This is a genomic window from Pararobbsia silviterrae, from assembly GCF_003628125.1.
GTDB classification, from domain to species: Bacteria; Pseudomonadota; Gammaproteobacteria; order Burkholderiales; family Burkholderiaceae; genus Pararobbsia; species Pararobbsia silviterrae.
This window is the reverse complement of sequence record NZ_RBZU01000009.1, coordinates 133,415-156,976: the sequence shown is the minus strand read 5'-3', so window position 1 is coordinate 156,976 and position 23,562 is coordinate 133,415. Positions and strand designations below refer to the sequence as shown.

Here is a 23,562-nt window from a genome sequence, read left to right as displayed (position 1 = left end):
TCGGTTCCGTAGAAAATCGTTCTATTTAAAAAATCTTAAATACAATTTTTTAGAAAAAAATTCAATGTTTTGAATGATATAAATCTCCTCATCGAATCAGACTTTTGCGCCGATCCATGAGTTCAGGTCCCTATCGCGCCGGCCGGGCCGACCGCCCCGCCGCCACCGTGCGCTCTGTCACGAGCACAAACCATGCACAGGCCATGTTCGATGACCTTTCGACGCACTTCCGCCGCGTGCTCGAAGGCGCGTGCGGCGCGCATGCCGATACGTTCGAGGCTCGCGTATGCGACGCGTTAAGGGAGGCCGCGCCGCTCGTCGACCTGCTGCCCGCGAACGTGCTCGACGGATGCGCCGAACGCTACGCACGTCATCTGCTCGCAAGCGACGCGTCGGGCCGCTTCGCGGCCGCTGCGCTGATCTGGCGCCCCGGACAAGTCACGCCCGTGCATGGGCATCACACGTGGTGCGGATATCGGGTCGTCAAGGGCGCCTTGACCGAGGAATGGTTCAGCGCGCGCGGCACGGACGGCCGCGCGTCATATATCGGCACGCGGATGCGGCCCGCCGGCGCGGCGTCGTTTGTCGGCCCGGCGTCCGATGGGATACACCGGCTCGCGAATCGCGGTACGACCGTGGCGGTCTCCATCCATGTCTACGGCGTGCATGCCGACGCGCTCGCGTCACGTGTCAATCGGCTCGTCGATCTCGACGATCCCGTGCTCAGCGCCACGGCGGCCGAAGCCGAGTAAGCCGAGTAAGCCGAGTAAGCCGAGTAAGCCGAGTAAGCCGAGTAAGCCGAGTAAGCCCAATAAGCCGAATAAGTCGGCTAACGCGGGCCGACGCCCTCGCCCGCGGTCGAGATCTGCGGCTGGATGTCGTTCGACGCCTGCGATGCCTGCGCGACATCGCTCGAAGCCAAGGGCTTTTTCGACGTCGGCGCGGCGCCGTGCTGACCGCCATGCCCAGTGTCATGCTCGCCAGGATGCTCGGCGGCCGGTTCGTCGCCGTGCGCCGAGCGCGGCGCGAGCGGTTGCCATGTATCACGCGCCGGCATCGGCGCGCTCGCGTCGTCGCGCGATGCCACCGCCTGCGCGTCGGTCGACGAGCGCAGCATCATCTGCGGCACGGGAATCTCGACACCCGCCTCGTCCATCTTGCGCTTCAAACGCTGATTGAACGCGCGCACGATCGGCCATTGCTGAAGCGGACGCGTGCGAATCTGCCCCTTGATGACCATCCAGTTCGGATCGAAGCGGTCGAGCCCGAACACCTCGACGGGGCCGAGCATTTCGCGCCGGTAGCGGACGTCGTCGTGCAGGTCCTTGCCGACTTCGCGAATCAATTCGGTGATCTGATCGACATCGGCCGAGAACGGCACGCGCACGTCGAACACCGCATAGGCGAAATCGCGTGAGAGGTTCTTGATCGTCTTGATCTGAGAAAACGGAATCGCATGGATCGCGCCTTGCGAATCGCGCAGACGGCAGGTGCGGATGCTCAGCGTCTCGACAATGCCCGCATGACCGCCGTCGACTTCGATCGAGTCGCCGACCGAGATCGTGTCCTCGATCAGGATGAACAGGCCCGTGATCAGGTCCTGAACGAGCGACTGCGCGCCGAAGCCGAACGCGAGACCGATCACGCTCGCGCCCGCGATCAGCGGCGTGACGTTGATGCCCAGATTCGCGAGCGTCGAAATGATGACGATCACGAGGATCACGACGAACGTGAAGTTGCGGATCAGCGGCAGCATCGTGCGCGCGCGGCTGCTCGGCTTGGACTGCTTGCCGCGATGCGTCGTCGGATTGAGCGCCTCGGTTACGGCCGTGTCGAGGATGATCCAGACGAGCCATGAGAAGAACAAGGTCGCGCAGATGCTGAAGATCGAGTGGCTGATGCCGCGCCCGCTCGCGGATTCGCGCGCGAAGCGCAGGACCGAATGATCCCAGACCCGCGCATTGAGTTCGATAAAACCGAGCCAGACGAACACCGTCAGCAGCGAACCGAAGAACCGCACGAGACGGATCAGATACACGGATTGCCCATGCCGCTGGCGACGTCTCGCGCGTTCGGGCGAGCGCGTCAGGTGCCGGATGATCGCGGTCAGGAAGAACGCGACGACCATCAGCACCGCGCTGCCGATCGCCTTCTGGAGCACATGCTCGGATGAATCCGTGCCCATGATCGTCGCGAGGATCGACGCGAAGCACAACAGCAGGACCGGCATATGCCAGAGCGAAGCGATGATCGAGAACGTTTCGTTGCGCGCGCGATGCGCGGTCCGGTATTCATAGGCGCGATTGCCGAGCAGATGCGCGATCGGACGCCGGAACGCGAGCGCGAAAACGGCGACGCTGATGGCCGCGCCCATATTACAAAACGTCGACAACAGCGCGGCGAGATTGCCGCCGAGCATCGCGACGACGCGATCGTCGACGGCCGCGTCGCCGAGCGCGCCGAGCACGCCGACGAGCACGAGAAGGCGGCGCGCGCGCACGAGCAGCACCTGGACCGCCGCGCGCCGATGTCCCGCGGAAAAAAGCGAGAACATGATCAGACACAATGCCGAGAACACCGCGCCCGCGACGATCGCATAGGCCACGATGACCACGAGCATGCGGCCCAGCGACGGATCGAGCATGCGCTGCAGCGTGAGTGTCACGACAAAAGCAACTGTCAAAGGCGCAATTCGGCGCGTCGCGAACAACAGCAGTGCGGGCGTCGTCGGATTCGGCTGGAGTCGGACCGTGTAGCGGAAATAGCGCGCACAGCGGCGCTCGGCGTACGCGAGCGCGAACACGGTGAAAGCCCAGAGCGCGAGCAGCGAAAAGAAATCGAGCACGAGCTCCTTGAACGGCGTGCCCGTGCTGCCGTAGAAGATCCCGACCCAGTCGCGCGCGGCCGCGTGCATGCGCGATTGCCAGTAGCGATACGGCGAGCGGCCCACGCGCACGTTTTGCTGGACTTCGGTCAAGCCTGTCGCGATCGCGCCGAGCAAACCCGCGCTCGCGGGCGGCGCCGCCGTCTGCGAGGCATCGGCGAGACGGTTCGCATCGCGAAGCTTCTTGAGTTGCGTGACGAGCGCCGTGCGCTGCTTGTCGTTGTCGAGCGTCGAAATGACCGAGTCGAGCGACTGCTCGAGTTCGGCCTGACTCGCCGGGCTCGGGGCCGAAGCGGCCGATGCGGGCTGCGCGGGGGCGATCAGCTTCGCGAATGCGGGCAGCGAGGGAATCGCGGCGGCGGCGCCGGTCGGCGCGACGGTGGCGGGCGCGGGCGCGGCGCTACCCGCATCCGCGGCATGCGCGCACGGCGAGACGAACGCCGCGCTCATCGCAACGAGCAGGCACAAGAAAACCAGAACGCCGGTCAACCGCGCATGCGGGCGCGCGGCACAGCTTGGCTGGATTGTCGAACACGACGGACGCATCGAGCCCTCTGCAAGACATGAACACAATCGAGCGTCACGGTTTTGCAATCGCCGTGACGACATCGGCCGCTATTGTGCCCGCTCGCAGCGCGCCAAAACGTCGATCGACCCGTGCGCGAGCCGATCGTTTGCAACAAAACGTTTCGCGAAGACTCAGCCGACCTTGCGCTTCGCGACCTTGCGGACACGCGCTTTCTCGTGCTGCGTCAGCGAGCTCGCCAGATCTGCGAGAGTCTGCTCGGCGAGCGTCGCATCGATCGCGTGTTCGATGCGATCCGACACTTCGAGCAGCACCGTGCGGATGTGTCGGCCGACCACCGACCCCGCCGCCGGGCGTTCGCGATGCAAGGCGAACACCGGTGCATCTTCGAGTGCGCGATACACATCGACGAGCCGAATCTCGGCGGGATCGCGCGCGAGCAATGCGCCCCCGCCGGTGCCGAGCTGCGCTGTCGTCAGGCCCGCCTGCGCGAGCATCGACAGCAGGCGCCGAATCAGCGCCGGGTTGGTGTTGACGCTGGCCGCAATGCGCTCGGACGACAGCGGCGATCCGTCATGAAGGGCAAGCATGGCCAGGATATGTACACCGACCGCGAACCGACTACTGGTGTTCACTGTCTCTCCTCGTCGATCACTCAATGATCAAGGCAAACATGCTCACAATTGCCAAGGGTCTCGCGGTTCGGGCTTGAACCGGGAAACTGAAACGAGCATAGGTACAGATATACCCACGGTCAAGGGATAAGTGCGACGCAAAGGATCGCCTGTGTGTTGTGGGCAGTTACATGTTCTTACCGGCGCGGACGATCCGTGCGCATCGATGCGCCTCACACGTGAAATCCACCCAATATCGCGCGGCATCGAGACCACGCACTCACCGGGCATGCCGCTTGTACGATGCGCGACGCCATCCGGGACGCGATGCCGAAGCCGGCGCGGACGCCAATGCGACCGCCGATGCGGACGCGTCCGCCCGGCTCGCGGCGAGCGGCGTGCTGGCCGCGACCGCGCTGCTCGCGAACGACTGGAGTTGCGTGCCGGCCTCGATGAGGCCATCGCCGGCTTTCGCAATGACCTTCGACGCCGCTTCGCCGATCGTGGCGTTCGTTGCATTCGCGACATCGCTCAGACGCGGACCCGACGCGGGCATCCCGATCGAGGCCTTGGCCGATTCGAAAACCGACGCCGCCACGATACCGAGCGCGCTCGTCGATGTCGCGGCGGCCGCATCGAACGCGGGACGCGCGGCCGACACCGCGGATGCGCCCGCCGCCATGGCGGCGCTCGCCGCTTTCGCGATGCCCGCGAGCGCGCCCGAGGCGCCGCTTGATGCCGTAGCTGATGCCGTATTTGATGTCGTATTTGATGCCGCACCGGATGCTGCTTTCGATGCCGCACCCGAGGCCGCATCGACCGCGCCGGCCTGAGCGGCGCTGCTCGCGTCGCGCTTGGCTGCGCCGGTGTCGTTTTGAGTCGAAGAGGAATGGCAACCGGAGAGCCCGGCGCCGAGGCATACCACCAATGCGGAACACACCCATGCCGCCATCGGCGTGGCGGCATACCGGGGCACGGCACGCGCGCCCCGGACGACTCGGACATTCATACACTCCTCCAGACAGGGATCCGCCCGGGAGTGTACGGTGTCCGGCGCGCCTTAGCGATAACGGCGCGGCAAACCGCTTTCAGTTTGCTGACGCATCTGCTCGATCTGACGGCGCAATGCGTCGAGCTTGCTCTGCTCGGCCTTGCGCGCCGCTTCAAGCTGCGCCGCCTGCTGCGCCGTTTCCTGCTGATGCGCGGTCACGAGCGCTTGCTGCGCGTGCTGATTGTCGAGGTCCGCCTGCAGGTAGGCCGCACGCTCCTCGTTGATCGCGATGAGTTTCGCCGTGTAAGCCTTCTGCGCTTCGAGCTTCGTGCGCCGGATCTCGATATCCGACAATTGCGTCGTGCGCCGCACGAAATCCGCGTAAATCCCGTCGGCACGGACATCGCTCGACGTCTTGATGACGCGCCAGAAATTCTTCTGCTGGAACAGCGTCACGTAATACTGCATTTCGTTGCCGTCGAACAACAGGCTCGCGCCGTAGCTGCCGTTGTACGTCGTGCGCAACTCGGTGACAGCGTTGTTCTGGATCAGCTTCTGCAGTTCGGCGACCGTGCCGCCGTTGTCCTGAACGGGCGCCGGTTCGGTCAGCGCCGTCTGCGTTTGCCCGGCCGGCAGCGGCTGATCCGTCGCCGCGCCGTCCGACGCAACCACCACGCCGTCGGCCGCCGCGGGCTGGGCGACCGAGACGGCGCTGGCCGCATCCGCCGTCGCTGCCTGGGCCTGCGCCTCGCTCGCCGCGCACACGACCGCGAGCGCGACGAGCGCTGCGCGCATTCCCATCAACTTATCGTTCATTTGAATCCACAGATCTAATTATTATCGAGACGCGCAATCTTACTCAAATTCACGCGCCTCTGGTTCATCGTCGAACATCCGATACTTCCGCATTTTCTCCCAGAGCACCTTGCGGCTGATGCCGAGAAACTGCGCCGTATCCTGGCGTCGCCAGCCGTGGGCCTCGAGCGCTTCCGAAATACGGCCGCGCTCGGCCATATCCCATTTGCTCCGGTCGACAACCTCGGCGGCATCCATGCGCGGCGCCGGATTGCTCCGAGCGCGTAACAGGATCGCCTGCAAACGCTGCGTATCCCACCCCAGTTGCCTGACGGTGACCCCGATGCGTTCCGCCAGATTACGCAGCTCACGCACGTTGCCGGCGAAATACGTGTCGGCGATCGCGTCCGTAAGCCAATACGGAATATCGTTGAGTTCGGCCAGTTTGCCTTCACCCAGTACAGAAACCAAAAAAGCCTTGAAAATCGCGATCTTGTCGACAGCCCCCCGCTCTTCGAGGCTCGGTATCGTCAGTTCGATGACCGCCAGCCTGTAGTAGAGATCGGCACGAAACTCCTGTTCTTTAGCGAGATTGGATAAGTTTTTATGCGTCGCTGCAACAAGACGAAAATCCAGCTGTACGGGTGAGGTCGAACCGATGCGCGTGATGGCGCTGTCTTCGAGCACGCGCAACAACTTGACCTGCTGATAAAGAGGAAGATCTCCTATTTCGTCGAGAAAAAGTGTGCCGCCGTCCGCCTGTTCGAAATAACCCTTATGCGAGCCGACCGCTCCTGTAAACGCGCCTTTCGCGTGACCGAAGAACAACGATTCAAAAAGTCCATCGGGAATTGCCCCGCAATTGACCGCCACGAACGGCCCTTTCCCGTATTTCGCATTTTTTTCGTGCAGTAACTGGGCGATCCGCTCCTTGCCGACGCCGGTTTCGCCATGGAGCAGCACGCTCGCGTCGCAGTCGGCGAATGCATCGATTTCGCGCAGGAACTGCTGCATGGGTTCGGAATTCGCGATGAGCGCGGTCGGCGCCTGCGTCGCGGCGACATGCGCGCGCATTTGCAGCACGAGCTTCGTGACCATGGTCCGGAGTTCGGCGCATGTGAAATCGACCGCGAGAATATGCGAATACTCTGCCGGGAACTGCGCGGGGTCGTTCGCGCGCGCGGCGGCGCCGACCCAGACGACCGGCATGCCGTGCGCGGTTTCCCAGTCGCGCGCCGACAAGGCGCCGGTATCGATGACCGTGACGCTCATCAGCGCGATCGATGGCCGCGACGCGACGCGCTCGGCCGAAATCGCGATGCCGTCGGCCCGAATGACCTCGACTTCGAAACTCGCCATGCAGCGCGAAACGCGCTCGACGATGTCCGCCTTGCCCTCCCAGACATAGATGTCGAGCGCGTCGAGTTTCGGGATAGAAATTTTATTGGCCATGATGTCCTACGGCTGCGCCGTGCGCGCGCCGGGTGCGTTCATTTTAGGTTACTGGACCAGCTCCACGTTGCCGCAGGTCAGCGACAGATCCGTCACGGTCGCCGAGCCGATTTGCGCGCCCAGCGCGTTGAGCAAAGGGGGAATCGTCGTGCTCAACAGACTTTCGACCGTCGTGGTGAGCACGTTCTGCACGAGCAACTGGACTGCGGGGCCGAGCACGGTGGACAACGTGGTGGAGATCACCGCGGAAAGGAGCCCGCCGAGTGCGCCCAACCCGGAGATCTTGAGCTGCAATCCGGCGACGAGCTGACCGAGCACGCCGCCCGACTGGCCGCCGAGCACCGACGCGAGATCCTGACCGAGATCGTTCGAATTCGCGGCCACGGGGTTGGCGGACACGATATCGGTGCCCACCCCCGTAAAGGTCACGGTCGACGATGCCGGCTGTGCCGACGCATAGGCGCTTTGACTCGTGATCGAGAGCGTGGGCGGCGTGGCCGGCGTGATCCCGAGATTCAGCAACGACAGACTCACGAGCGTGACCGCGCCGGTGCACGACGGCGCCGGGCCGATCGGCGCCGCATTGAACAGATTCAACGCGCTCTGCTGAGTCGTGATGCACGCCTGCAAAATGCTCGGTTGCACCGACATCTGCGCGGAACTGTCGTTCACGCCCGATCCGCATTGCGTCTTCGTCAGCGTCGCCTGACCGTTGCCGATCGCGAGATAGAGCGGCACTTCGACCGTCAGGTTCGCCAGAATCAGTCCCAGCGGATCGTTGGGCGACTGCGTCGACAGTTGGAGGTCGAGATAGAGTTTGATCTGCGACGAGCGCGCGATCGTGCTCGCCGTACCGGCCTCGCCGACTGCGAGCACCGGCGGCTGTCCCAGCGAAACCGACAATTGGGACTGCGATAAATCGATCCCCGCGATCGTCGGCAGCAGACTCACGCTGAGACCGATCGGCGCCACGCCGTTGCCCGTCGTATGCGCGACCATCGCCGCGACCATGACCGCGTCGAGCGCATCGATCGTCGCGTTCGCGGCCGCGTTCTTGTTTTCGAGGCCGACGTCGAGCAGTCCCGTCTGGCCGTTCGAGCCGTCCATCGGCACCTTGTTGCCGCTTCCGCCGGCAGTCGCCGCGGACGACAAGCCCGACAAGGCGGTTTGCGAGGCGTCACCGGCAGGTAGCACGTGGCTCACCGCGGACAACAGCGTACCGAGCGTCGGCGAGCTCGCGAGCATCTGCACGATGTCGTTCGCCCCGTTCGAGTTGACCTGGGCCGCGAGATCGCCGAGCTTGATCTGCGCGTCGGCGAGCGCCTGATACGACGCGATCCCCAGATTCACGCTCGATCCGAGCAGCGAGGTCAACAGGCCGTTGAGCAACGCCGAATTGCCCGTCTGCACCGCGAGTAGCGACGTGCCGAGCGTAAACGCGTTGACGTTGACCACGCGCGAGGTCGATTGCACGGCGACGCCCTCGCTCAGCGAGCCGATCATCGGCATGAACCAGTACTTGACCGTGCTGTTCAGCAGAACCTGAATCGCATTGACCGTCGTATACGGCGAACCCTGCTCGGTAAATGTACTTGATCCAGTTTCAAATCGACCGCAGGTGACCGTATAGGTGCCCGTATAGCCGTTCGACGCGGCGATCTGCGCGGCGACCGACTGCGTCCCGCCGCAGGTATCGTCGAGACGCTGAGCCGCCGACAGCGCCATCATATCGGCCACACCCTGAAGTGCGCGCCGCTCCCACCAGACGTGACCGACGTCGATGACGCAGAGCGCGACGACGATGGTGGACAGCCAGATCGCCGCCGTGATCGCGATCGCGCCGCGCATGCGTGACGCCGCGGCGAGGCGTCGAGTCTGTGGCTTGAAGTTCATGATCGGTCCGGCGTCGAGCTGCGTCTTGGGTCTATCGGTCGGGCATCGTCGGCGCGGTCGGATCGGGTTCGATCGGTCGGTCGTGCGCGACGCGTCAGGGGTTCGACGACGTGTTGCTCGTCGAACCGACGTCGCTCTTGAGCGACGAACTGAAGGTCACGGGTATCGGCGCGCTGAACGACTTCAGGTAGCGCGCATACGCGGCGCTCGCCTGATCGCCCGACATCGACAACGGCTGCCCGGCCTGCGCGCCGCTGCGCTGAATCTCGAGCGCGTGTTCCGTGGCGGTCCCGACGGGCGGATCGACGATCGTGTCGTTGCCCCATGCGTGCGCCTCGATGGCCACGAGGCAGATGCACGCGCCCACCATTGCGCGCAGGCTCATCATTGAGGTCATTGCGTGCTCCTGTTTTGTCGATGCGCGGCGGCCGCCACGGCCTGCGCGTCCTTGTTCACGGCGTCGCGCACATCGCGCGACATGCTTTGCGCGGTCATGAGTCCGTTCGCGTTGCGCGCATCGCCGTTCGCGAGCAAGAACAAAGCGAGATTGCCCATGACCTTCGGACTCTTCGGATCGAGTTCGACGGCCTTCATGATCGGCACGCGCGCGGCGGCGACATCGCCCGCGCGCATGCGCGCGTAGGCGAGATCGCTGAGCGTCTGCGCATCGGTCGGGTTCGTATCGGCCGCTTGCGCGAGATATTGCGCGGCGCGCGCGAAGTCGCCGCGCTCGCCCGCGATCAGCCCGAGACCGCGATAGCCTTGCGGCGCATAGGGCGTGCCGAACAGCGCCTGATACGCCTCGGCGCTCGCCGCCATCTGGTGCGTCGCGCGCAGCGCGTCCGCGCGCATCAGCGTCGTCTTCGGCGACGCGCCGTACTGCCGCTCGTATTGATCGAGGTGCGCGAGCGAGGCGAAATACATGTCCTTCTGCTGCATCTGTTCGATCAGTGCGAGATAGACCGCGGCCGAATCGGGTTTGTCCTTTTGCGCGAGCGCCTGCGCCTCGGCGGACTGATTCGCGGCGGCGTCGCCGACGCCGTATCCGTTGCGCGCCGCGCACCCGCTCAGGCAGACGGACCCGCACAGCGATACGCACACGGCGAACGTCGCCATCCGCGCGCGCAGGCTCGGCCGCGCGCCGCGCGAGGGTCTGTGCGGTGTCGTCATCGTCGGGGTCATGGTTTGGCCAGCGCGGAAAGAGAACGGATGACCGCGAGAAAACCGGGACCCGCGGTCACGATGAGCAAGGCCGGCAGCAGCGTCGTGATCATGACCGTCGTCATCTTGACGGTCAGCTTGCCGATGCGTTCGCGCAGCGCCGTTCGCCGCGCTTCGCGCAGCCGCTCGGCGAATTGTTTGAGCGGTTCCTGGACCGCGCCGCCATGGCGGTCGACTTGCACGATCAGGCGCGTGAGCGCGCGCAGATCGTCGTTGTCGAAAATCGCGCCGAGACGGTTCAGCGATTGCTCGCGCGTGCGCCCCGTGACGAACTGCCGATTCGCGATCTCGAGTTCCTGTCCGAGCACGGGCAGCACGCGACGAAATTCGCCGACGATGACCTGCACGCTCTGATCGATCGACAAGCCCACGCCTTGCAGCAGCCGCAACAGATCGACGAGCATCGGCAATTCGTCGACGACCGACTGGCGCCGATTCGCCGCGATACGCGCGAGCACCCATTTCGGCACCATGAACCCGAAGCACAACGCGGCGAACAGCACGACCGTCGCGTGGACCACGCCGTCGCCGAGCACGCTGTCGAACGCGAAGCTCGCGGCGAGCGGCACGCCGAACGCGCACAGCACGCGCGCGATCAGGAACCCGCCTTTCGCGCGCGGATCGACAAAGCCGCATTGTTCGAGCAGCAGTTGGTCCTCGGACGCGACGAGCTGCTTGCCGAGCCGCGTCTCGAATCCGCGCATGCCGAGCGCCGCGAGCCGCTCGCGCATCGTGCGCGCCGTACGATCCGCACGTTCCGCGCGCCCCGCTTGCGCGCCCGCGCGCGCATCGCCGTCGACGGCCAAGGCCGCCGTCCCCGCCGACTGCATCCGCATCGCGCCCGCGGGCGGCATGCGCGCCTCGTGCGCGGGCTGACCGATACGGGCGGCGTGTCCGATCTGCGCGGCACGTTCCGCAAGCGCGTGTTCAAGCATGCGTTCACTGCGCGCGTGCACGCGCAGCCCCCGGATCAGCAACAGACCGCAAAGCACGAGCGCGACGGCGAACAGCGCGCAGCTCAGCGCAAACAGATCGGAGGCGTCCATCGACAGCGCGTTCATAAAAGTGTCCATGAGCATTCCCCGACGCACTCAAAGCTTCGCGAGCCGGTAAAGCAGGAAGGCACCCGACGCCTGAAGGCCGAGTGCGCCGTACAGCAGATCGCGGCCGGTCGCGTCGTTCCACATGCCGACGAAATACGACGGGTTCCGGAACACGATGAAGCCGCCGATCGCCAGCGGCAGCACGCCGAGAATCCATGCCGACAGACGCGTTTCGGCCGACAGCGCGCGCAGTTCGCGCTCGGCCATCTCGCGATCGCGCATGAACGCGGCCATGCGTTCGAGCACGATGTCGGCGCGGCCGCCATAGCGGACCGACAGGCGCACGACCGCCGCGATCAGCATGAACGCCTCGACGCGATACAGTTCGGCGAGCTGCAGCAGCGCGCTGTCGATCTCGACGCCCGCGCGCATCATGCGCGACGCGCGTTCGAGGCACTCTCGCAGCGGCAGGTCGGCGCTCGGCACGGCGGCCTGGAACGCGGCCGGCACGCTGTTGCCGATCGTGATCATGCGCACGACGCCATCGAGAAACCCGGGGAGCTGCGTGACGATGCGCTGCTGCTGCGCGACCGCGCGCTGCCAAAGCACGAACCGCAAGCACGCCGCCGCGGCGATGACGACCGCGACGCTCGCGATCCAGCCGAGGCGAATCCAGACGAACAGGCCGAGCACCGCGAGCACGAGTGCCGCGATCAGATAGAAGCGCGCGATATCGTGAATGCCGGCACGATGCGCGATACGCATCGCGCGTTCGACATGCGGGGCGCTCCACCGACGCAGCGCTTGCTCAAGCGCCGAGGCTTCGTGAGCGCCGGCCGGACCGCGCGTCGCGGCGGGCGCCGCGACATGGCTGTCGACGAAACGCTGCACGCTCGCGCGCTGCTCGACGAACGTCGCGCGCTGCCAGAGCCAGAGCGCGAGCGCGATCAAGAGCAGCGCAAACGCGGCGATACCGGCGAGCACGCTAGGCACGATAGCCTCCACCGCCGAAACTGCCGCCGCTCATGCCGCCGCCCATACCACCAAAGCCACCGCCCGGACCGCCGAATCCGCCGCCGTCCGCCTGCCCCTGCGCGGCCGACAACGCCGCGCGAAACCGCGCGAGCTTCGGCGAATGCGGGAGGATGCCGAGCGATTGCCAGTGATCGATATCCTCGCCGTCGGGTCCGCTCTTCGGTTCGAAGCGATAGAGCTCCTGCGTCGATACGATGTTGTCGCCGAGGCCCGTGACTTCAGTCACCGAGAGAATCCGGCGCTTGCCGTTCGGCTGCCGCCCGATCTGCACGATGAAGTCGATCGCATTCGCGATCTGACGGCGCAGGCTCACCTCGCTGCCCTGATAGCCCGAGAAGCCCGCGAGCATTTCAAGGCGGTACAGACACTCGCGCGGCGAACTCGCGTGTATCGTGCCCATCGAGCCGTCATGGCCCGTGTTCATCGCCTGCAGCATTTCGAGCACCTCGCCGCCGCGGACTTCGCCGACGATGATCCGGTCGGGACGCATCCGCAAGGTATTGCGCAGCAGATCGCGAATGCTGACAACGCCCGCGCCGTCGAATCCGCCGGGGCGGCTTTCGAGCCGCACGACGTGCGGATGATTCAGCGAGAGTTCCGCGGTGTCTTCGATCGTCACGACGCGTTCGTGATCGGGGATGAAGAACGCGAGCGCGTTGAGCAGCGATGTCTTGCCCGAGCTCGTGCCGCCCGATACGAGGACGTTGCAGCGCGCCTGGACCGCCGCGTCGAGCAACGCCGCGATCTCGGCGTTCATCGTGCCGAGCGACAGCAGATCGGCCGGGCGCAACGGGTCCTTGCGGAATTTGCGGATCGATACGACGGGGCCGTCGATCGACAAGGGCTCGATGACCACGTTGACGCGGCCGCCGTCGGGCAGGCGCGCATCGACCATCGGATTCGATTCGTCGAGCCGGCGTCCGATCGGCGCGAGGATGCGCCGCACGATGCGCAGCAGATGCGCGTTGTCCGCGAAGCGCACGCCGATCTTCTGCAGCACGCCGTGCCGCGACACGTAGACGTCGTTATAGCCGTTGATCAGGATGTCCTCGACCGCGGGGTCGGCGAGCAGGTCCTCGATCGGGCCGAAGCCCGCGAGCTCCTTCGTCAGCGCCTCGGCGATCTGCCGGACTTCGCTCTCGTTGATCGGCACATGGCGCAGCCGCACGAAGCTGTCCATTTCGAGGTCGACGAACTGACTGATGGCCTGCCGCGACCATCGGCCGAACTCGGCGCCGAGTTCTTCGATGCGCGTCAGCAGATGCTCGTGAGCCGCGTGCTTGACGTCCTGGAATTGCTGCGTCTGGTCGAACGCGTGCGCGTCGTCGGCGAATTCAATGCTCTTGCTCATCGTGATGAAACCCGCTTTCTGGATGAGGAAAGGAAGCGCCCGAGCGGAAGCCGCGCACCGAGCCCCGCGTGTTCGATCGGCGACGACATGGGTTCGGGTTCCAGACGACCGATCAGCGCGTCGAGCGCGCGCACATAGGGATCGCGCTCGGCCTGCTCGGCCAGCAGCGTGCCTTGATTGATCGCACGGCCGAGCGGCACCGCGCGCGCCGGCACCACGGCCGCCAACGGCAATTCGAGCCGGTGCGCGACCTGTTCGGGCGTGAGGCTCAGGCCCGGATCGAACTTGTTGACGATGAGGCGGATCGCGCCGATATCGACGTCGAGTCCCTTGAGTTCGTCGAGCAACGCCACGGCCGACACGATCGAGGCCACGCCCTGATCGCAGACGAGCCAGACTTCGTCGGCTGCGCGCGCGAGATGCGCGGTGAACGCCGTGTTCGAGAAGCCGCCGAGGTCGACGATCTGCTGATCGAAGAACGCCCGAAACCGGTTGACGAGCCCGATCGCGCCCGCGAACGACACCTCGCGCATCGCCCCGAGATCGAACGGCAGCGACAGCAACGCGAGGCCGCTTTCATGGCGCGAGAGCGCGGTATGCACGAAGGTCTGGTCGATGCGGCGCACGTTGCGCACGGCGTCGACGAAATCGAACTCGCAGCGCGTATTCAGATGCAGCGTACTGTCGTGCGCCGGCAGCCCGAGATCGAGCAGCGCGACCGGATGGTCGGTATGACGGCGGCGCTGCGCGCGCGCTTCGTGCTCGGCATGATCTCGATTCTGTATCTGAAGCCGGTACGCAAGATTCGCCGCGAGCGTCGACACGCCGATGCCGATGCGCGCGCCGAGCAGCACGGTCAGCTTGCCGCGCCGCACGACGACGTCGCCGAGATTCGCGAGCACGTCGCGCGTGATCCGCAAGGCGTCTTCCATCGGACTCTGCGTATCGACGAAGTCGCGCACGCCCGCGCGCAGCGCCGCCAGCGCGCTGCCCGCATCGGACATCGCGCCCAGCGCGATGATCGGCAAATCGGGGAACGATGCGCGGATCGTCGACGCGGCTTCCGTCGCGGCGCCGCCCTGTTCCCCGGTGAAATCGAGAAACACGATCGACGGATTGATGACGCCGATGCGCTGCGCGAGCGCCTCGGCGTCGATCCGTGTCGCTTCGACCGCGCCGGCCGCCTGCAAGCCGCTCGTGAGCCAGAACACATGTGCCGGGTCGTTCGACGCCAGCACGAAGTGATCGACGATCTCGCGTTCAGCCAAGGGTTCCACGCTCGCGTTCATCTCCGCACTCCCAGATGCGCGAGCCCGATACTCGCGCCGTACGAACCGTCGTACTCATTTCGAAAATCCCGGCAACGCATCGTCCGACGCCATGCCGCCGACAAACGACCGCCAGACACCGCCTTCGCGTTGCTCCTGCTTCTCGCCGGGCAGCGGCACGACCGCGCCCTTCGCAAGCGGCGAGACGAGATGCGGCGTCACGACGATCACGAGTTCCTTGTCGGTCTGCTGATAGTTGAGCGACTTGAAGAACGCGCCGATCACGGGCAAATCGCCGAGAAACGGGACCTTGTCGACGCTCGTGATCGTCTCGCGGTCGATGAGCCCGCCGATCACGAAGCTCTCGCCGTCGCCGAGTTCGACCGTCGTGTCGGCCCGGCGCGTGAGGATCGCGGGCACCGAGACGCCCGAAATCGTGACGCCGTGCGCGAAATCGAGATCGCTCGCCTCGGGCGCCACCTTCAACGCGATGCGGTTCGGCCCGAGCACGGTCGGCGTCAGCGTGAGTCCCACGCCATAGGGCTTGTATTCGATCGCGGTCGAACCGAGTCCCTGCGGTACCGGAATCGGCACCTCGCCGCCCGCGAGGAAATTCGCGCTCTGCCCCGACAACGCGACGAGCGTCGGCTCGGCGAGCACGCGCGACAGACCGTCGTCTTCGAGCACCGACAAGCTGCCCGTCAACCCGCGGCTGCTCCAGTTCGCGATGAGATTGAACGCGCTCGCGATCGGCGAATCGGTGCTGGTCGTGCCCGGATTCGCGATCCCGTACGAGAAGCCGCTGCCCATCTTCTGGAAATTGATGCCGATTTCCTTGAGCAAGGACCGGCTGAACTCGACGACCTTGACGTCGACCTGCACGACAGGCGACACCGCGATGCTCGATTGATCGACGACCGATCCCTCCTTGCCGGTCATCGTCTTCGCGGCGGACACCGCGCGTTCGTGCGACACCATGCTCGGCGAAGCGCCCGAGATGAGCGTCGACGTGCCGGCGGCCGAGACGGTGGCGCCGTTCGGGTCCGCGAGCGCCCGCGCGGCCGCGCCGACGACGTTGACCGTGTAGCGGCGCGGTTCGGACGCGTCGCGCGGCCAGACGAGCAGGCTCGTCTGGCCCGGCGCTTTCGCGATCAGCAACAGACTGCCGGCCGGGCCTCCGCGCATGACCATCACGTCGGCGATGTCCGGATCGCCGATCGCGACGCGCGCAAGCGATGTGCCGACCGTCAACGATTGCTGGACGCCGACGACGAGGTTCAGCACGGACGACGCGCGCGGGCTCGCAACCGATGCATGGCCCGCCCCCGCCGGCGAACCGTATGTGGGCGTGTCGGCGGCGGCGAGGCGGCCGAGCATGGGCCGCGCGGCGGGTCCGGTTGCCATACCGGTTGCTACACCGTTCGCCATACCTCCGGTTGCCATACCAGCGGACGGCGCAAGCAGCGGCGCAGACGGCACAAGCGATGACGCGGGAAGCGACGACGGCGCGGGCGAGACGGACGCGAGCGTGGCCTGATCGCCCGGCGCGCCGTCGAACGCGCAGACATGCAGGGGGACGGACATCGTGAGCGCACCCGCGATGACGACGGGCATCGCGGGGCGGAACGGAAGCGGCGGGCGGCGGGTCGTTTTCATAGTTGGGGTCCGGTCGCGTTAGCCGCCTGTCGTATCGCGGTGAGTGCCGCGAATGATTTCGACACCCGCGTCACGCGGACGCGCGGGGGCCATCGTGTCGCTCACTCGCGTCGCGCGCGGGATCGGCGCGAGTGCGGGCAACGGCGTATCGCCGTTGCGCGGCGCGCCCTTATCGCGCACGAGTTGTTCGAGCAGAAGCCCCGCGGCCGCGCGATTTTCGGGCTCGCGCGGCGGCGTCGCGCCGCCGTTGACCTGCGTGAGCACCGAGCCGCTCGGACCGAATGCGGCGTCGTCGGACACGCGTTCGTCGCCCGGATTGCGCAACGCGAGCACGAGGCGGCCCGCGCTGTCGGCGAGCGCGAGCGCATCGACGTCCTCGACGCGCAGCGCGATGACCGCGGTATGCGCATTGGCTGGATCGTTCGCGGCATTCTGCGCGGCGGACGCATTCGAGGGCTGCGCATAAGCGCGCGAGGTGGCGGACGTCGGATTCGCGTCGGCCGTGTTCGAAGGCTGCGCATCCGCGCGCGAGCGCGCCGCGCCGCCGCTCGCGGGCGCCGCGGCGCCCGCGTCGTCCTGCGTGATATCCGAACGGCCGTAGGCGAGCACACGCACTTTAGAGAGCAGCAAGCGCGCCTGCGTGCGGGTGATCTCGCCGCTACGATCGTCGCGATGCAACAGCATGAAGACATCGACCCAGTCGCCCGGCCGCACGCGCCCGCCGACGCCGGCGAGTTCGTCGACCTTGATCGCGACGGCGCGCTCGCCGGGTTCGAGCCGACCCGCGAGCCCCGCGAGCAAGGCACGCTCGACGATCGCCTGCCCCGCGCCGATATCGACGACGGGCACGCGGCCGACCAGCGATGCGGTATCGCTGAAACCGCCCGCCGGACTCTGCGGCATACGGCTCACATCGAGATCCGACGCGGCGATCGGCACACCCGCGCGCATCGGGTGCGAGGCGACGACGACCGCATACGTGGGGGGCGCGACATGCACGATCGGGACGGGCGCCGGATGACGCGCGACCATCCACGCGAACACCCCGAGCGCGACCGCGGCGACCACGAGAAGCCCTGCCAGGGCCTTCGTCAGGTTGACCATATTCCTCTACGCGAAGCGTTCGACGCCTCGCCCCCCAAGTTTGTTGTTCGTATCAGGACGCGTTCCCACGCGCGTCCTTCACTGCCCCTGCTTCACTGCCACGACACCTGCTTCAAAACGCCTGCTTCACTGCTCCCACTTCACTGCCCCTCCTCACTGCCACTCCTCACTGCCGCCACGCGCTGCACCTGCTTGGCTTCCCCTACATATTCGACATGATGCTGGCCGGATCGAGCTGCACCGTCGCCTGCGCGCCGAGCGTATTCGGCGTGACGAACCCGAGCAGCGGCAGGTTCGGCACGATCGGCTGCGACGCATAGTCGTACTGCATCGATACGGTCACGCACACCATCGCGTTCGACGGCCCGCACGCGCTCTGAGTGCACGACGCGCTCGACGCCGCGCTCGGCAACCAGGTCATCAGCGCGCTCGCGCGCGTGCACGCGTTCTGCAGCCGGGCCGCGTATTCGGCCGTCAGCGTCGTCTGCCCGGCGCTCGCGAGTGCCGCGCGCGCCCCTTCCTGCGTGGCGCCCGACATCGCCATGTTGGCGAGCAGGATCAGGCAGTACGCGACGATCGCGTAGAGCACGACGAAGAACAGGGGGAACACAAACGCGAATTCGACCGCCGCGACCCCGCGCTGCGTGTGCAAGGCATGTCGCGCATGCCCATGCGCATGTCCCTGTCCACGACTGACGCGGCGCACGGCACGCGCCGGGTGCGGCGCGCGGGTCCGAGTCATGAGCGGGCGTGTCATGGTCAACCTCCCCAGACGGGCAGCGCGATGAGCCCGGCACGATGCGCGAGGACCGCGCACACGGCCAGCACGAGAAACGCCGCATAGGGCGCGCCGCGAATCGGCCGCTGCGCCGCGCCGCCGAGCGCAACCGCGTGACCGAATACGACGACCGGCGGCAAACGCGTTCTCGCGACCGCGTAGACCGCATGAACGCACGCCGCGACGCTCGCGATCATCCAGACCGGCAGCAGCACGCCGCCGCCGAGCCAGACACCGAGGACCGCGAAGACTTTGACGTCGGCGGCGCCCATCGCGCGAAACGCATAGAGCGGCACGAACACGGCGAATGCGAGCGCGCCGCCAAGCAGCGACTGCGCGAGCGTCAACTCGCCCACGCGCGTGAGGCCGGCGCACCCTGGAACGAACTGCGACCCCGCACACGCAAGACCCAACAGGACAAGCCCGTTCGGCACCCTGCGCACGCGGATGTCATAGATCGATACTGCGGCAGCCCACGCGCCGAACACCACGAATGGGATCGGCATCTGCGCGAACGCTCAGTGCGTGTTGGCTGCCGCCGTCTGCGCGGCGCTCGACACGGTGTTGAACACCGTCGTCAGGTTCGTCCCGATGGCCGTGACAGCCGTGACGATCCCCGCCACGATCAGTCCCGCGATCAAACCGTATTCGATCGCCGTAACGCCCGTGTCATCTTTAAGAAAGGTCTGGATTTGGGTTTTCATATTGGCCCACACATTATTAGTGTCTGATCCGGGCGAATAATCCTGAGTCCACGCTGAGGATCCCGTCCGAATTAAAATAAACGATCGCCGTTTGCTTCAATGAGAATTCAAACAGGCGAACCATGAAATCGCATTGCAACATTAAGCGTTTCGATAGCCGGCCCTCCTCTGATCGCGATTTTTCTCACTTATAGCGGACACCCAAAATTCAAGCAATATTCTTGTTGGTGAAAATACACAGCGTGCGATTGGGTATGTTTTTAGTCGATCCTCACGCTGTGAACAAGTATCAGACAGCCGTTTCGAACGGTTCCTCTAGCCCCGCAAACGTACACCAGACGGGGCTCAGGGAAGAAAATTCCCATTGGACGCTAATGAGTTGAATGCATAAGAAATCCATTCCGAGGGTTTCTCCCGACGTACCGTTACGCGCGTTCCGTTACGTCGATCCGGGCTCGTAACGTTACATTCGATCGGCCAGCGGCCCGCAAACGTTTTTCCCCTTTTCCGCTTGCGGCTTTATCGCTGTGATTCAAACTCCTTTCAAATCGCGCAAAGCCGCGCCGCATCTGGAGCGCAGCCTTTCTCCCCCGTCGCTCAGACGCACGCTTGATTCGCATTGGCATGACAGTTGCCCTATGTGAGCCGCCGAATTGAATCGGACCACACGAACCGGCCAAACGAATCGGGCCAACCGAGAACGAGGGGAAAAACCATGAACAAGCAATCGATTTACGGGGCATTCAAACATTCCGCCATCGCGGGCGCCGTCGTGACGCTGATCGCCTTGACGGGTTGCGCGGGCTCGGGCTCCGCCAACACGGGTGTCGGCAGCTCGGGCGGCACGACCGCGACGACGGGCGGCAACGGCAGCTCGGGCGACGGTCAAAGCACGGGCTCGACGGGCAGCGGCGGCACGAGTTCGACGGGGACGTCCGGCGGCGACACGGGCGGCACGTCGGGCGGCGGAACCACGGGCGGCGGGACCACCACGGGCAGCGGCGGCTCGGGCGCGACGGCCGCCAACGCGGTGGGCACGGTCGTCGACAACACGGGCAACGTCGTGTCGTCCGCGGGCAACGTGGTCTCGTCGATCGGTAACCAGATCGGTAACACATCGGTACCGGGCGTCAGCGCCACGACGATGAGCGATGCCGGCGCGACGGTATCGAGCGTCGGCACCATTGTCGGCGCCCTGGGCAGCGGCCTGTCGAACGGCCTCGGTCAGCTCGGCGCGAGCACGAATCCCGTCGGCACGACGGTCGGCACGGTCGGCAACGTCGTGACCGACGCGGGCCATACGACCGAGGACGTCGGCGCGACGATCGCGAGTCTCGGCACCGGACCGCTGTCCGCGCTCGCCCCCGTCACGGGCACGGTCGGCTCGATCGTCGACAGCACGGGCGCCGTCGTCGTCCATGTCGGCACCCAGCTCGGCAGTGCGCTCACCAGCGGCCCGGTCGAGCAACTGACGTCGACGACCAGCGCGCTGATCACCCCGATCACCTCGACGGTGGCGGCCGTCACGCAGACCGCCGGCAACGCGACCGGGCTCGGCGCGCCGCTGAACAGCGCGCTCGGCGCGATCGGCGGCGCGTTCACGCTCGCCGGCTCGAAGATCGCGAGCGCGACGAACAATCCGATCGGCGCATCGACGGGCGCGCTCGTCTCGTCGGTCGGGACGACCGTCGCGAGCGTCGGCGGTCTCGTGAGCGGCAACGCGTCGTTGACGCCGCTCACGACGCTCGGCTCGGCCCTCGGCGGACTCACGGGTTCGCTCAGCGGCGCGACGGGGTCGAGCAACCCCGTCACGGGCCTCGTCAGCGGCCTGACCGGCACGCTCGGCGGCGCTTCCGGCACCTCGAACCCCGTCACGAGTCTGGTCGGCGGCCTCACGGGCGCGCTCGGCACGAGCGGCACGAGCAACCCCGTGACAAGCCTCGTCGGCAGCCTCACGGGCACCCTGAGCGGATCGACGGGCGGCACCAGCGCGTCGAACCCGCTCGCCGCGCTGACCGGCGCCATCGGCACCGTCACCGGCACGCTCAACAGCACGGTCCACGTGACGACGACGTCGACGCCCGCGCAAACCACCGCGACGACCACGACACCCGCCGGCGGACTCGTCGCCAGCACCGGCACGAGCGGTACGTCGGCGTCGGGCGGCGTCACGAGCGTCGGCGGACTGTTGGGCGGCGTGGTCGGCGGGCTGCTCGGCCATAAGTAGCGAACGCGTGTAACAGGCGCGCGCGTGCCGTGGTTCCGGGGCAACGAGCCAACGCGCGCGCCTTTCCGAGGGACAGCCGGGCGCCCTTGACCCGGCCGGCCCACCGTATCGCCCCTGCGTCAGCGTGACGCTCCGGCTCGGCTTATCCGTCCTCCCAAGGAGACAAACATGAATGGTTTAGACGACGCCTCTCGCGATATCGCCCATGGCATCGCAGCGATCCGCGCGCACGGCGCGGGCCGCCCCTCACGTCCCATCGCACGAGCGATCTCCCGCGCGCTCGCGCACTCCGTCTCGGGCACCGCGCTCGTCGCCGCGTGCGCCCTGACGCTCGGCCTCGCGGGCTGCGGCTCCGACGGCACCTCGTCGACCGGGTCCACGGGCAGCACGGGCTCGACGGGCAGCACGGGGACAACCGGCACGACGACCACGACCGCCGCGAACACGGGCGTCGCGACCGAAGTGGGCAAGACCGCATCCGATCTCGGCAATGTGATCGCGACCACGCCCTTGCCCGCCGGCATCAGCTCGCAAGTCTCGCAAGGGCTCGGAAACACGGTATCGAGCGTCGGCGACATCGTCTCCGATCTCGGTTCGGGCATCGGCAACGGGCTCGGCACGATCGGCACGTCGACCAATCCGGTCGGCACGACCGTCTCGAGTCTCGGCAACGTCGTGACCGATGCGGGCGGCGCCGTCGTCGGCGTCGGCACGGTCATCGGCGGGCTCGGCGCGAGCGGCCCCTTGAGCGCGTTGAGCCCCGTCACGACGCCGCTCGCAGGCGCGGTCGGACTGGTCGGCGTATCGCTCGAAAGCGCGGGCCAGACGCTCGGCACGACGCTCTCGACGGGCCCTGTCGAAGCGCTCACGCAGCAAACGAGCACGATCATCACGCCGATCGTCACGACGCTCGGGAACACCACGCAAACCGTCGGTAGCGCGACGAGCCTCGGCGCCCCCGTCGACAACCTGCTTCAAGCGGTCGGCGGCGCGGTGTCGCAGGGCGGCAAGACGGTCAGCGCGTCGTCGAACAACGTCGTCGTCAACGACCTCGGACAAGTCGTCACGAGCCTCGGCAATACGGTGGCGGGCGCGGGCAGCCTGCTCGACCGCAACGGCATCAACGGCGGCGCGCCGATCGCGGGCTTGCTCGCCAACCTCGGCAACGTGAGCACCGCGCCGACGAGCGGCACGGGCACGTCGTCGGGCACGCTCGGTCCGCTGTCAGGGCTGCTCGGCGCGCTCGACGGGCTCGGCTCGACGAGCGGCTCGGGTACGTCGGGCAGCAGCGGACTCGGCGGGCTGCTCGGCGGCCTGACCGGCAGCAGCAGCGGACTGACGGGTATCACGAGCATCACCAATATCACGAGCATTACGAACATCACGAGCGTCGGCGGCACGAGCACCAGCAGCAGCTCGAGCAATCCGCTTGCTCCGGTGACGGCGCTCGTGTCGGGTCTGACGTCCGCCGTGGGCAGCAGTTCGAGCACGGGCGCAAGCGCGAGCGGCACGTCGTCCAGCAGCAACCCGCTCTCGGCCGTGACCGCGTTGCTGAGCGGCGTGACGGGCAGCCTCGGCGGCAGCACGAGCAGCGGCAGCGGCGTCGGCGGTGCAACGAACAACAGCGCAACGACGAAGACGCCGATCGCGGTCGCACGTTGACAGGCAGGAAAACGGGCCGGCCCGCACATAGGGAGGCAGGCCGCGCCCGGCAGCAAAGAGCAGCACAGAGCAGGACGGGTCATACCCGGCGCCGCGCATAGGGAGGCGGGCGCAGATAAAGAGACGGGTGCCGGCGCGCAAGCGCCGGCAGTCCCGCACAAGGCCATAGAACACAACACAAAGACTACGAGGACGCATCATGACGAAGAACGCACGGGGCTTCCGTCCCACCACGTCTGCGGCGATGGCCGCGACCGCATCGGCCACCGCATCCGCATCTGCATCCGCCGCGGCAGCCGTTATCGACTCCGCTACCGAATCCGTTACTGAATCGGCCATCGGATCGGCCATCGGATCG

The 23,562-nt window shown here is 66.4% G+C and carries 21 protein-coding genes; 4 read left to right on the top strand and 17 right to left on the bottom strand.

Annotated elements, in window-relative coordinates; genetic code table 11:
• Window positions 1-203 precede the first annotated feature (203 nt).
• Complete coding sequence (locus tag D7S86_RS19310) at window positions 204-752, top strand: cysteine dioxygenase family protein (RefSeq protein WP_240648288.1); 549 nt, start codon at window positions 204-206, stop codon at window positions 750-752.
• Window positions 753-829: 77 nt separating this feature from the next.
• Here the strand turns inward: D7S86_RS19310 and D7S86_RS19305 are convergent, their stop codons facing one another.
• The 3 genes from D7S86_RS19305 to D7S86_RS19295 all read right to left on the bottom strand — a co-directional run bounded on the left by D7S86_RS19305 (window position 830) and on the right by D7S86_RS19295 (window position 4,706).
• Window positions 830-3,373, bottom strand: coding sequence for a mechanosensitive ion channel family protein (locus D7S86_RS19305; RefSeq protein ID WP_240648287.1), 2,544 nt, complete (start codon window positions 3,371-3,373; stop codon window positions 830-832).
• A gap of 210 nt (window positions 3,374-3,583) precedes the next feature.
• Window positions 3,584-4,045: an Rrf2 family transcriptional regulator gene (locus D7S86_RS19300; RefSeq protein WP_121088485.1), complete on the bottom strand. Its 462-nt coding sequence runs from the start codon at window positions 4,043-4,045 to the stop codon at window positions 3,584-3,586.
• Window positions 4,046-4,304: 259 nt separating this feature from the next.
• Window positions 4,305-4,706 (bottom strand): hypothetical protein, encoded by a 402-nt coding sequence (locus D7S86_RS19295; protein WP_121088484.1) that lies wholly within the window; start codon window positions 4,704-4,706, stop codon window positions 4,305-4,307.
• Here D7S86_RS19295 and D7S86_RS29600 point away from each other — a divergent pair.
• Window positions 4,705-4,857, top strand: coding sequence for a hypothetical protein (locus D7S86_RS29600; protein ID WP_158602029.1), 153 nt, complete (start codon window positions 4,705-4,707; stop codon window positions 4,855-4,857). The genes D7S86_RS19295 and D7S86_RS29600 overlap by 2 nt on opposite strands.
• 227 nt (window positions 4,858-5,084) lie before the next feature.
• Here the strand turns inward: D7S86_RS29600 and D7S86_RS19290 are convergent, their stop codons facing one another.
• The 14 genes from D7S86_RS19290 to D7S86_RS19225 form a co-directional block, all read right to left on the bottom strand.
• Window positions 5,085-5,831 carry a DUF2968 domain-containing protein gene (locus D7S86_RS19290; RefSeq protein WP_240648286.1) on the bottom strand — a complete coding sequence of 249 codons (747 nt, stop codon included), beginning with the start codon at window positions 5,829-5,831 and terminating at the stop codon, window positions 5,085-5,087.
• Window positions 5,832-5,870: 39 nt separating this feature from the next.
• Window positions 5,871-7,262, bottom strand: a complete 1,392-nt coding sequence (locus tag D7S86_RS19285) for a sigma 54-interacting transcriptional regulator (protein ID WP_121088483.1) — start codon at window positions 7,260-7,262, stop codon at window positions 5,871-5,873.
• Between the two features lie 48 nt (window positions 7,263-7,310).
• Window positions 7,311-9,155 carry a TadG family pilus assembly protein gene (locus D7S86_RS19280; protein WP_121088482.1) on the bottom strand — a complete coding sequence of 615 codons (1,845 nt, stop codon included), beginning with the start codon at window positions 9,153-9,155 and terminating at the stop codon, window positions 7,311-7,313.
• 94 nt (window positions 9,156-9,249) lie between these two features.
• The gene (locus tag D7S86_RS19275) at window positions 9,250-9,552 is read right to left on the bottom strand and encodes a DUF3613 domain-containing protein (RefSeq protein WP_121088481.1); all 303 of its coding nucleotides are present in this window, start codon (window positions 9,550-9,552) and stop codon (window positions 9,250-9,252) included.
• Window positions 9,549-10,325, bottom strand: coding sequence for a tetratricopeptide repeat protein (locus D7S86_RS19270; RefSeq protein WP_240648285.1), 777 nt, complete (start codon window positions 10,323-10,325; stop codon window positions 9,549-9,551). Before D7S86_RS19270 ends, D7S86_RS19275 begins: the two co-directional genes overlap by 4 nt.
• A gap of 8 nt (window positions 10,326-10,333) precedes the next feature.
• Window positions 10,334-11,422, bottom strand: a complete 1,089-nt coding sequence (locus D7S86_RS19265) for a type II secretion system F family protein (RefSeq protein ID WP_121088595.1) — start codon at window positions 11,420-11,422, stop codon at window positions 10,334-10,336.
• A gap of 45 nt (window positions 11,423-11,467) precedes the next feature.
• Entirely contained in the window at window positions 11,468-12,412 is a 945-nt protein-coding gene (locus tag D7S86_RS19260) for a type II secretion system F family protein (RefSeq protein WP_121088480.1), read from the bottom strand.
• Window positions 12,405-13,805: a TadA family conjugal transfer-associated ATPase gene (locus D7S86_RS19255; RefSeq protein WP_121088479.1), complete on the bottom strand. Its 1,401-nt coding sequence runs from the start codon at window positions 13,803-13,805 to the stop codon at window positions 12,405-12,407. The genes D7S86_RS19260 and D7S86_RS19255 overlap by 8 nt, the downstream gene beginning before the upstream one ends.
• Window positions 13,802-15,094, bottom strand: coding sequence for a fimbrial protein (locus D7S86_RS19250; protein WP_121088478.1), 1,293 nt, complete (start codon window positions 15,092-15,094; stop codon window positions 13,802-13,804). The genes D7S86_RS19255 and D7S86_RS19250 overlap by 4 nt, the downstream gene beginning before the upstream one ends.
• Before the next feature lie 54 nt (window positions 15,095-15,148).
• The gene (locus tag D7S86_RS19245; protein ID WP_420813265.1) at window positions 15,149-16,477 is read right to left on the bottom strand and encodes a type II and III secretion system protein family protein; all 1,329 of its coding nucleotides are present in this window, start codon (window positions 16,475-16,477) and stop codon (window positions 15,149-15,151) included.
• A 270-nt stretch (window positions 16,478-16,747) separates the two neighbouring features.
• Window positions 16,748-17,833: a Flp pilus assembly protein CpaB gene (cpaB, locus tag D7S86_RS19240; protein WP_121088477.1), complete on the bottom strand. Its 1,086-nt coding sequence runs from the start codon at window positions 17,831-17,833 to the stop codon at window positions 16,748-16,750.
• A 202-nt stretch (window positions 17,834-18,035) separates the two neighbouring features.
• Window positions 18,036-18,590, bottom strand: a complete 555-nt coding sequence (locus D7S86_RS19235; protein WP_240648283.1) for a TadE/TadG family type IV pilus assembly protein — start codon at window positions 18,588-18,590, stop codon at window positions 18,036-18,038.
• Window positions 18,591-18,592: 2 nt separating this feature from the next.
• A complete protein-coding gene (locus D7S86_RS19230) occupies window positions 18,593-19,117 on the bottom strand; it encodes an A24 family peptidase (protein WP_121088476.1) in 525 nt (174 codons plus the stop codon).
• A gap of 12 nt (window positions 19,118-19,129) precedes the next feature.
• Window positions 19,130-19,315 carry a Flp family type IVb pilin gene (locus D7S86_RS19225; protein WP_121088475.1) on the bottom strand — a complete coding sequence of 62 codons (186 nt, stop codon included), beginning with the start codon at window positions 19,313-19,315 and terminating at the stop codon, window positions 19,130-19,132.
• Window positions 19,316-20,030: 715 nt separating this feature from the next.
• On the opposite strand from D7S86_RS19225, the gene D7S86_RS19220 reads away from it, so the two are divergent.
• Together D7S86_RS19220 and D7S86_RS19215 are read left to right on the top strand one after the other, a co-directional pair.
• Window positions 20,031-21,542 carry a collagen-like triple helix repeat-containing protein gene (locus tag D7S86_RS19220; RefSeq protein WP_121088474.1) on the top strand — a complete coding sequence of 504 codons (1,512 nt, stop codon included), beginning with the start codon at window positions 20,031-20,033 and terminating at the stop codon, window positions 21,540-21,542.
• Between the two features lie 168 nt (window positions 21,543-21,710).
• Window positions 21,711-23,204 (top strand): collagen-like triple helix repeat-containing protein, encoded by a 1,494-nt coding sequence (locus tag D7S86_RS19215; RefSeq protein WP_121088473.1) that lies wholly within the window; start codon window positions 21,711-21,713, stop codon window positions 23,202-23,204.
• Window positions 23,205-23,562 lie beyond the last annotated feature (358 nt).

Coding starts and splice junctions, on each gene's coding strand:
- D7S86_RS19250 (WP_121088478.1), bottom strand. CDS start 15,094: ATGAACGCGAGCGTGGAACCCTTGGCTGAACGCGAGATCGTCGATCAC.
- cpaB (WP_121088477.1), bottom strand. CDS start 17,833: ATGGTCAACCTGACGAAGGCCCTGGCAGGGCTTCTCGTGGTCGCCGCG.
- D7S86_RS19230 (WP_121088476.1), bottom strand. CDS start 19,117: ATGCCGATCCCATTCGTGGTGTTCGGCGCGTGGGCTGCCGCAGTATCG.
- D7S86_RS29600 (WP_158602029.1), top strand. CDS start 4,705: ATGGCGGCGCTCGCCGCTTTCGCGATGCCCGCGAGCGCGCCCGAGGCG.
- D7S86_RS19215 (WP_121088473.1), top strand. CDS start 21,711: ATGAATGGTTTAGACGACGCCTCTCGCGATATCGCCCATGGCATCGCA.
- D7S86_RS19285 (WP_121088483.1), bottom strand. CDS start 7,262: ATGGCCAATAAAATTTCTATCCCGAAACTCGACGCGCTCGACATCTAT.
- D7S86_RS19255 (WP_121088479.1), bottom strand. CDS start 13,805: ATGAGCAAGAGCATTGAATTCGCCGACGACGCGCACGCGTTCGACCAG.
- D7S86_RS19265 (WP_121088595.1), bottom strand. CDS start 11,422: ATGGACGCCTCCGATCTGTTTGCGCTGAGCTGCGCGCTGTTCGCCGTC.
- D7S86_RS19290 (WP_240648286.1), bottom strand. CDS start 5,831: ATGAACGATAAGTTGATGGGAATGCGCGCAGCGCTCGTCGCGCTCGCG.
- D7S86_RS19270 (WP_240648285.1), bottom strand. CDS start 10,325: ATGACGACACCGCACAGACCCTCGCGCGGCGCGCGGCCGAGCCTGCGC.
- D7S86_RS19295 (WP_121088484.1), bottom strand. CDS start 4,706: ATGGCGGCGGGCGCATCCGCGGTGTCGGCCGCGCGTCCCGCGTTCGAT.
- D7S86_RS19225 (WP_121088475.1), bottom strand. CDS start 19,315: ATGAAAACCCAAATCCAGACCTTTCTTAAAGATGACACGGGCGTTACG.
- D7S86_RS19310 (WP_240648288.1), top strand. CDS start 204: ATGTTCGATGACCTTTCGACGCACTTCCGCCGCGTGCTCGAAGGCGCG.
- D7S86_RS19280 (WP_121088482.1), bottom strand. CDS start 9,155: ATGAACTTCAAGCCACAGACTCGACGCCTCGCCGCGGCGTCACGCATG.
- D7S86_RS19235 (WP_240648283.1), bottom strand. CDS start 18,590: ATGACACGCCCGCTCATGACTCGGACCCGCGCGCCGCACCCGGCGCGT.
- D7S86_RS19245 (WP_420813265.1), bottom strand. CDS start 16,477: ATGGCAACCGGACCCGCCGCGCGGCCCATGCTCGGCCGCCTCGCCGCC.
- D7S86_RS19220 (WP_121088474.1), top strand. CDS start 20,031: ATGAACAAGCAATCGATTTACGGGGCATTCAAACATTCCGCCATCGCG.
- D7S86_RS19275 (WP_121088481.1), bottom strand. CDS start 9,552: ATGACCTCAATGATGAGCCTGCGCGCAATGGTGGGCGCGTGCATCTGC.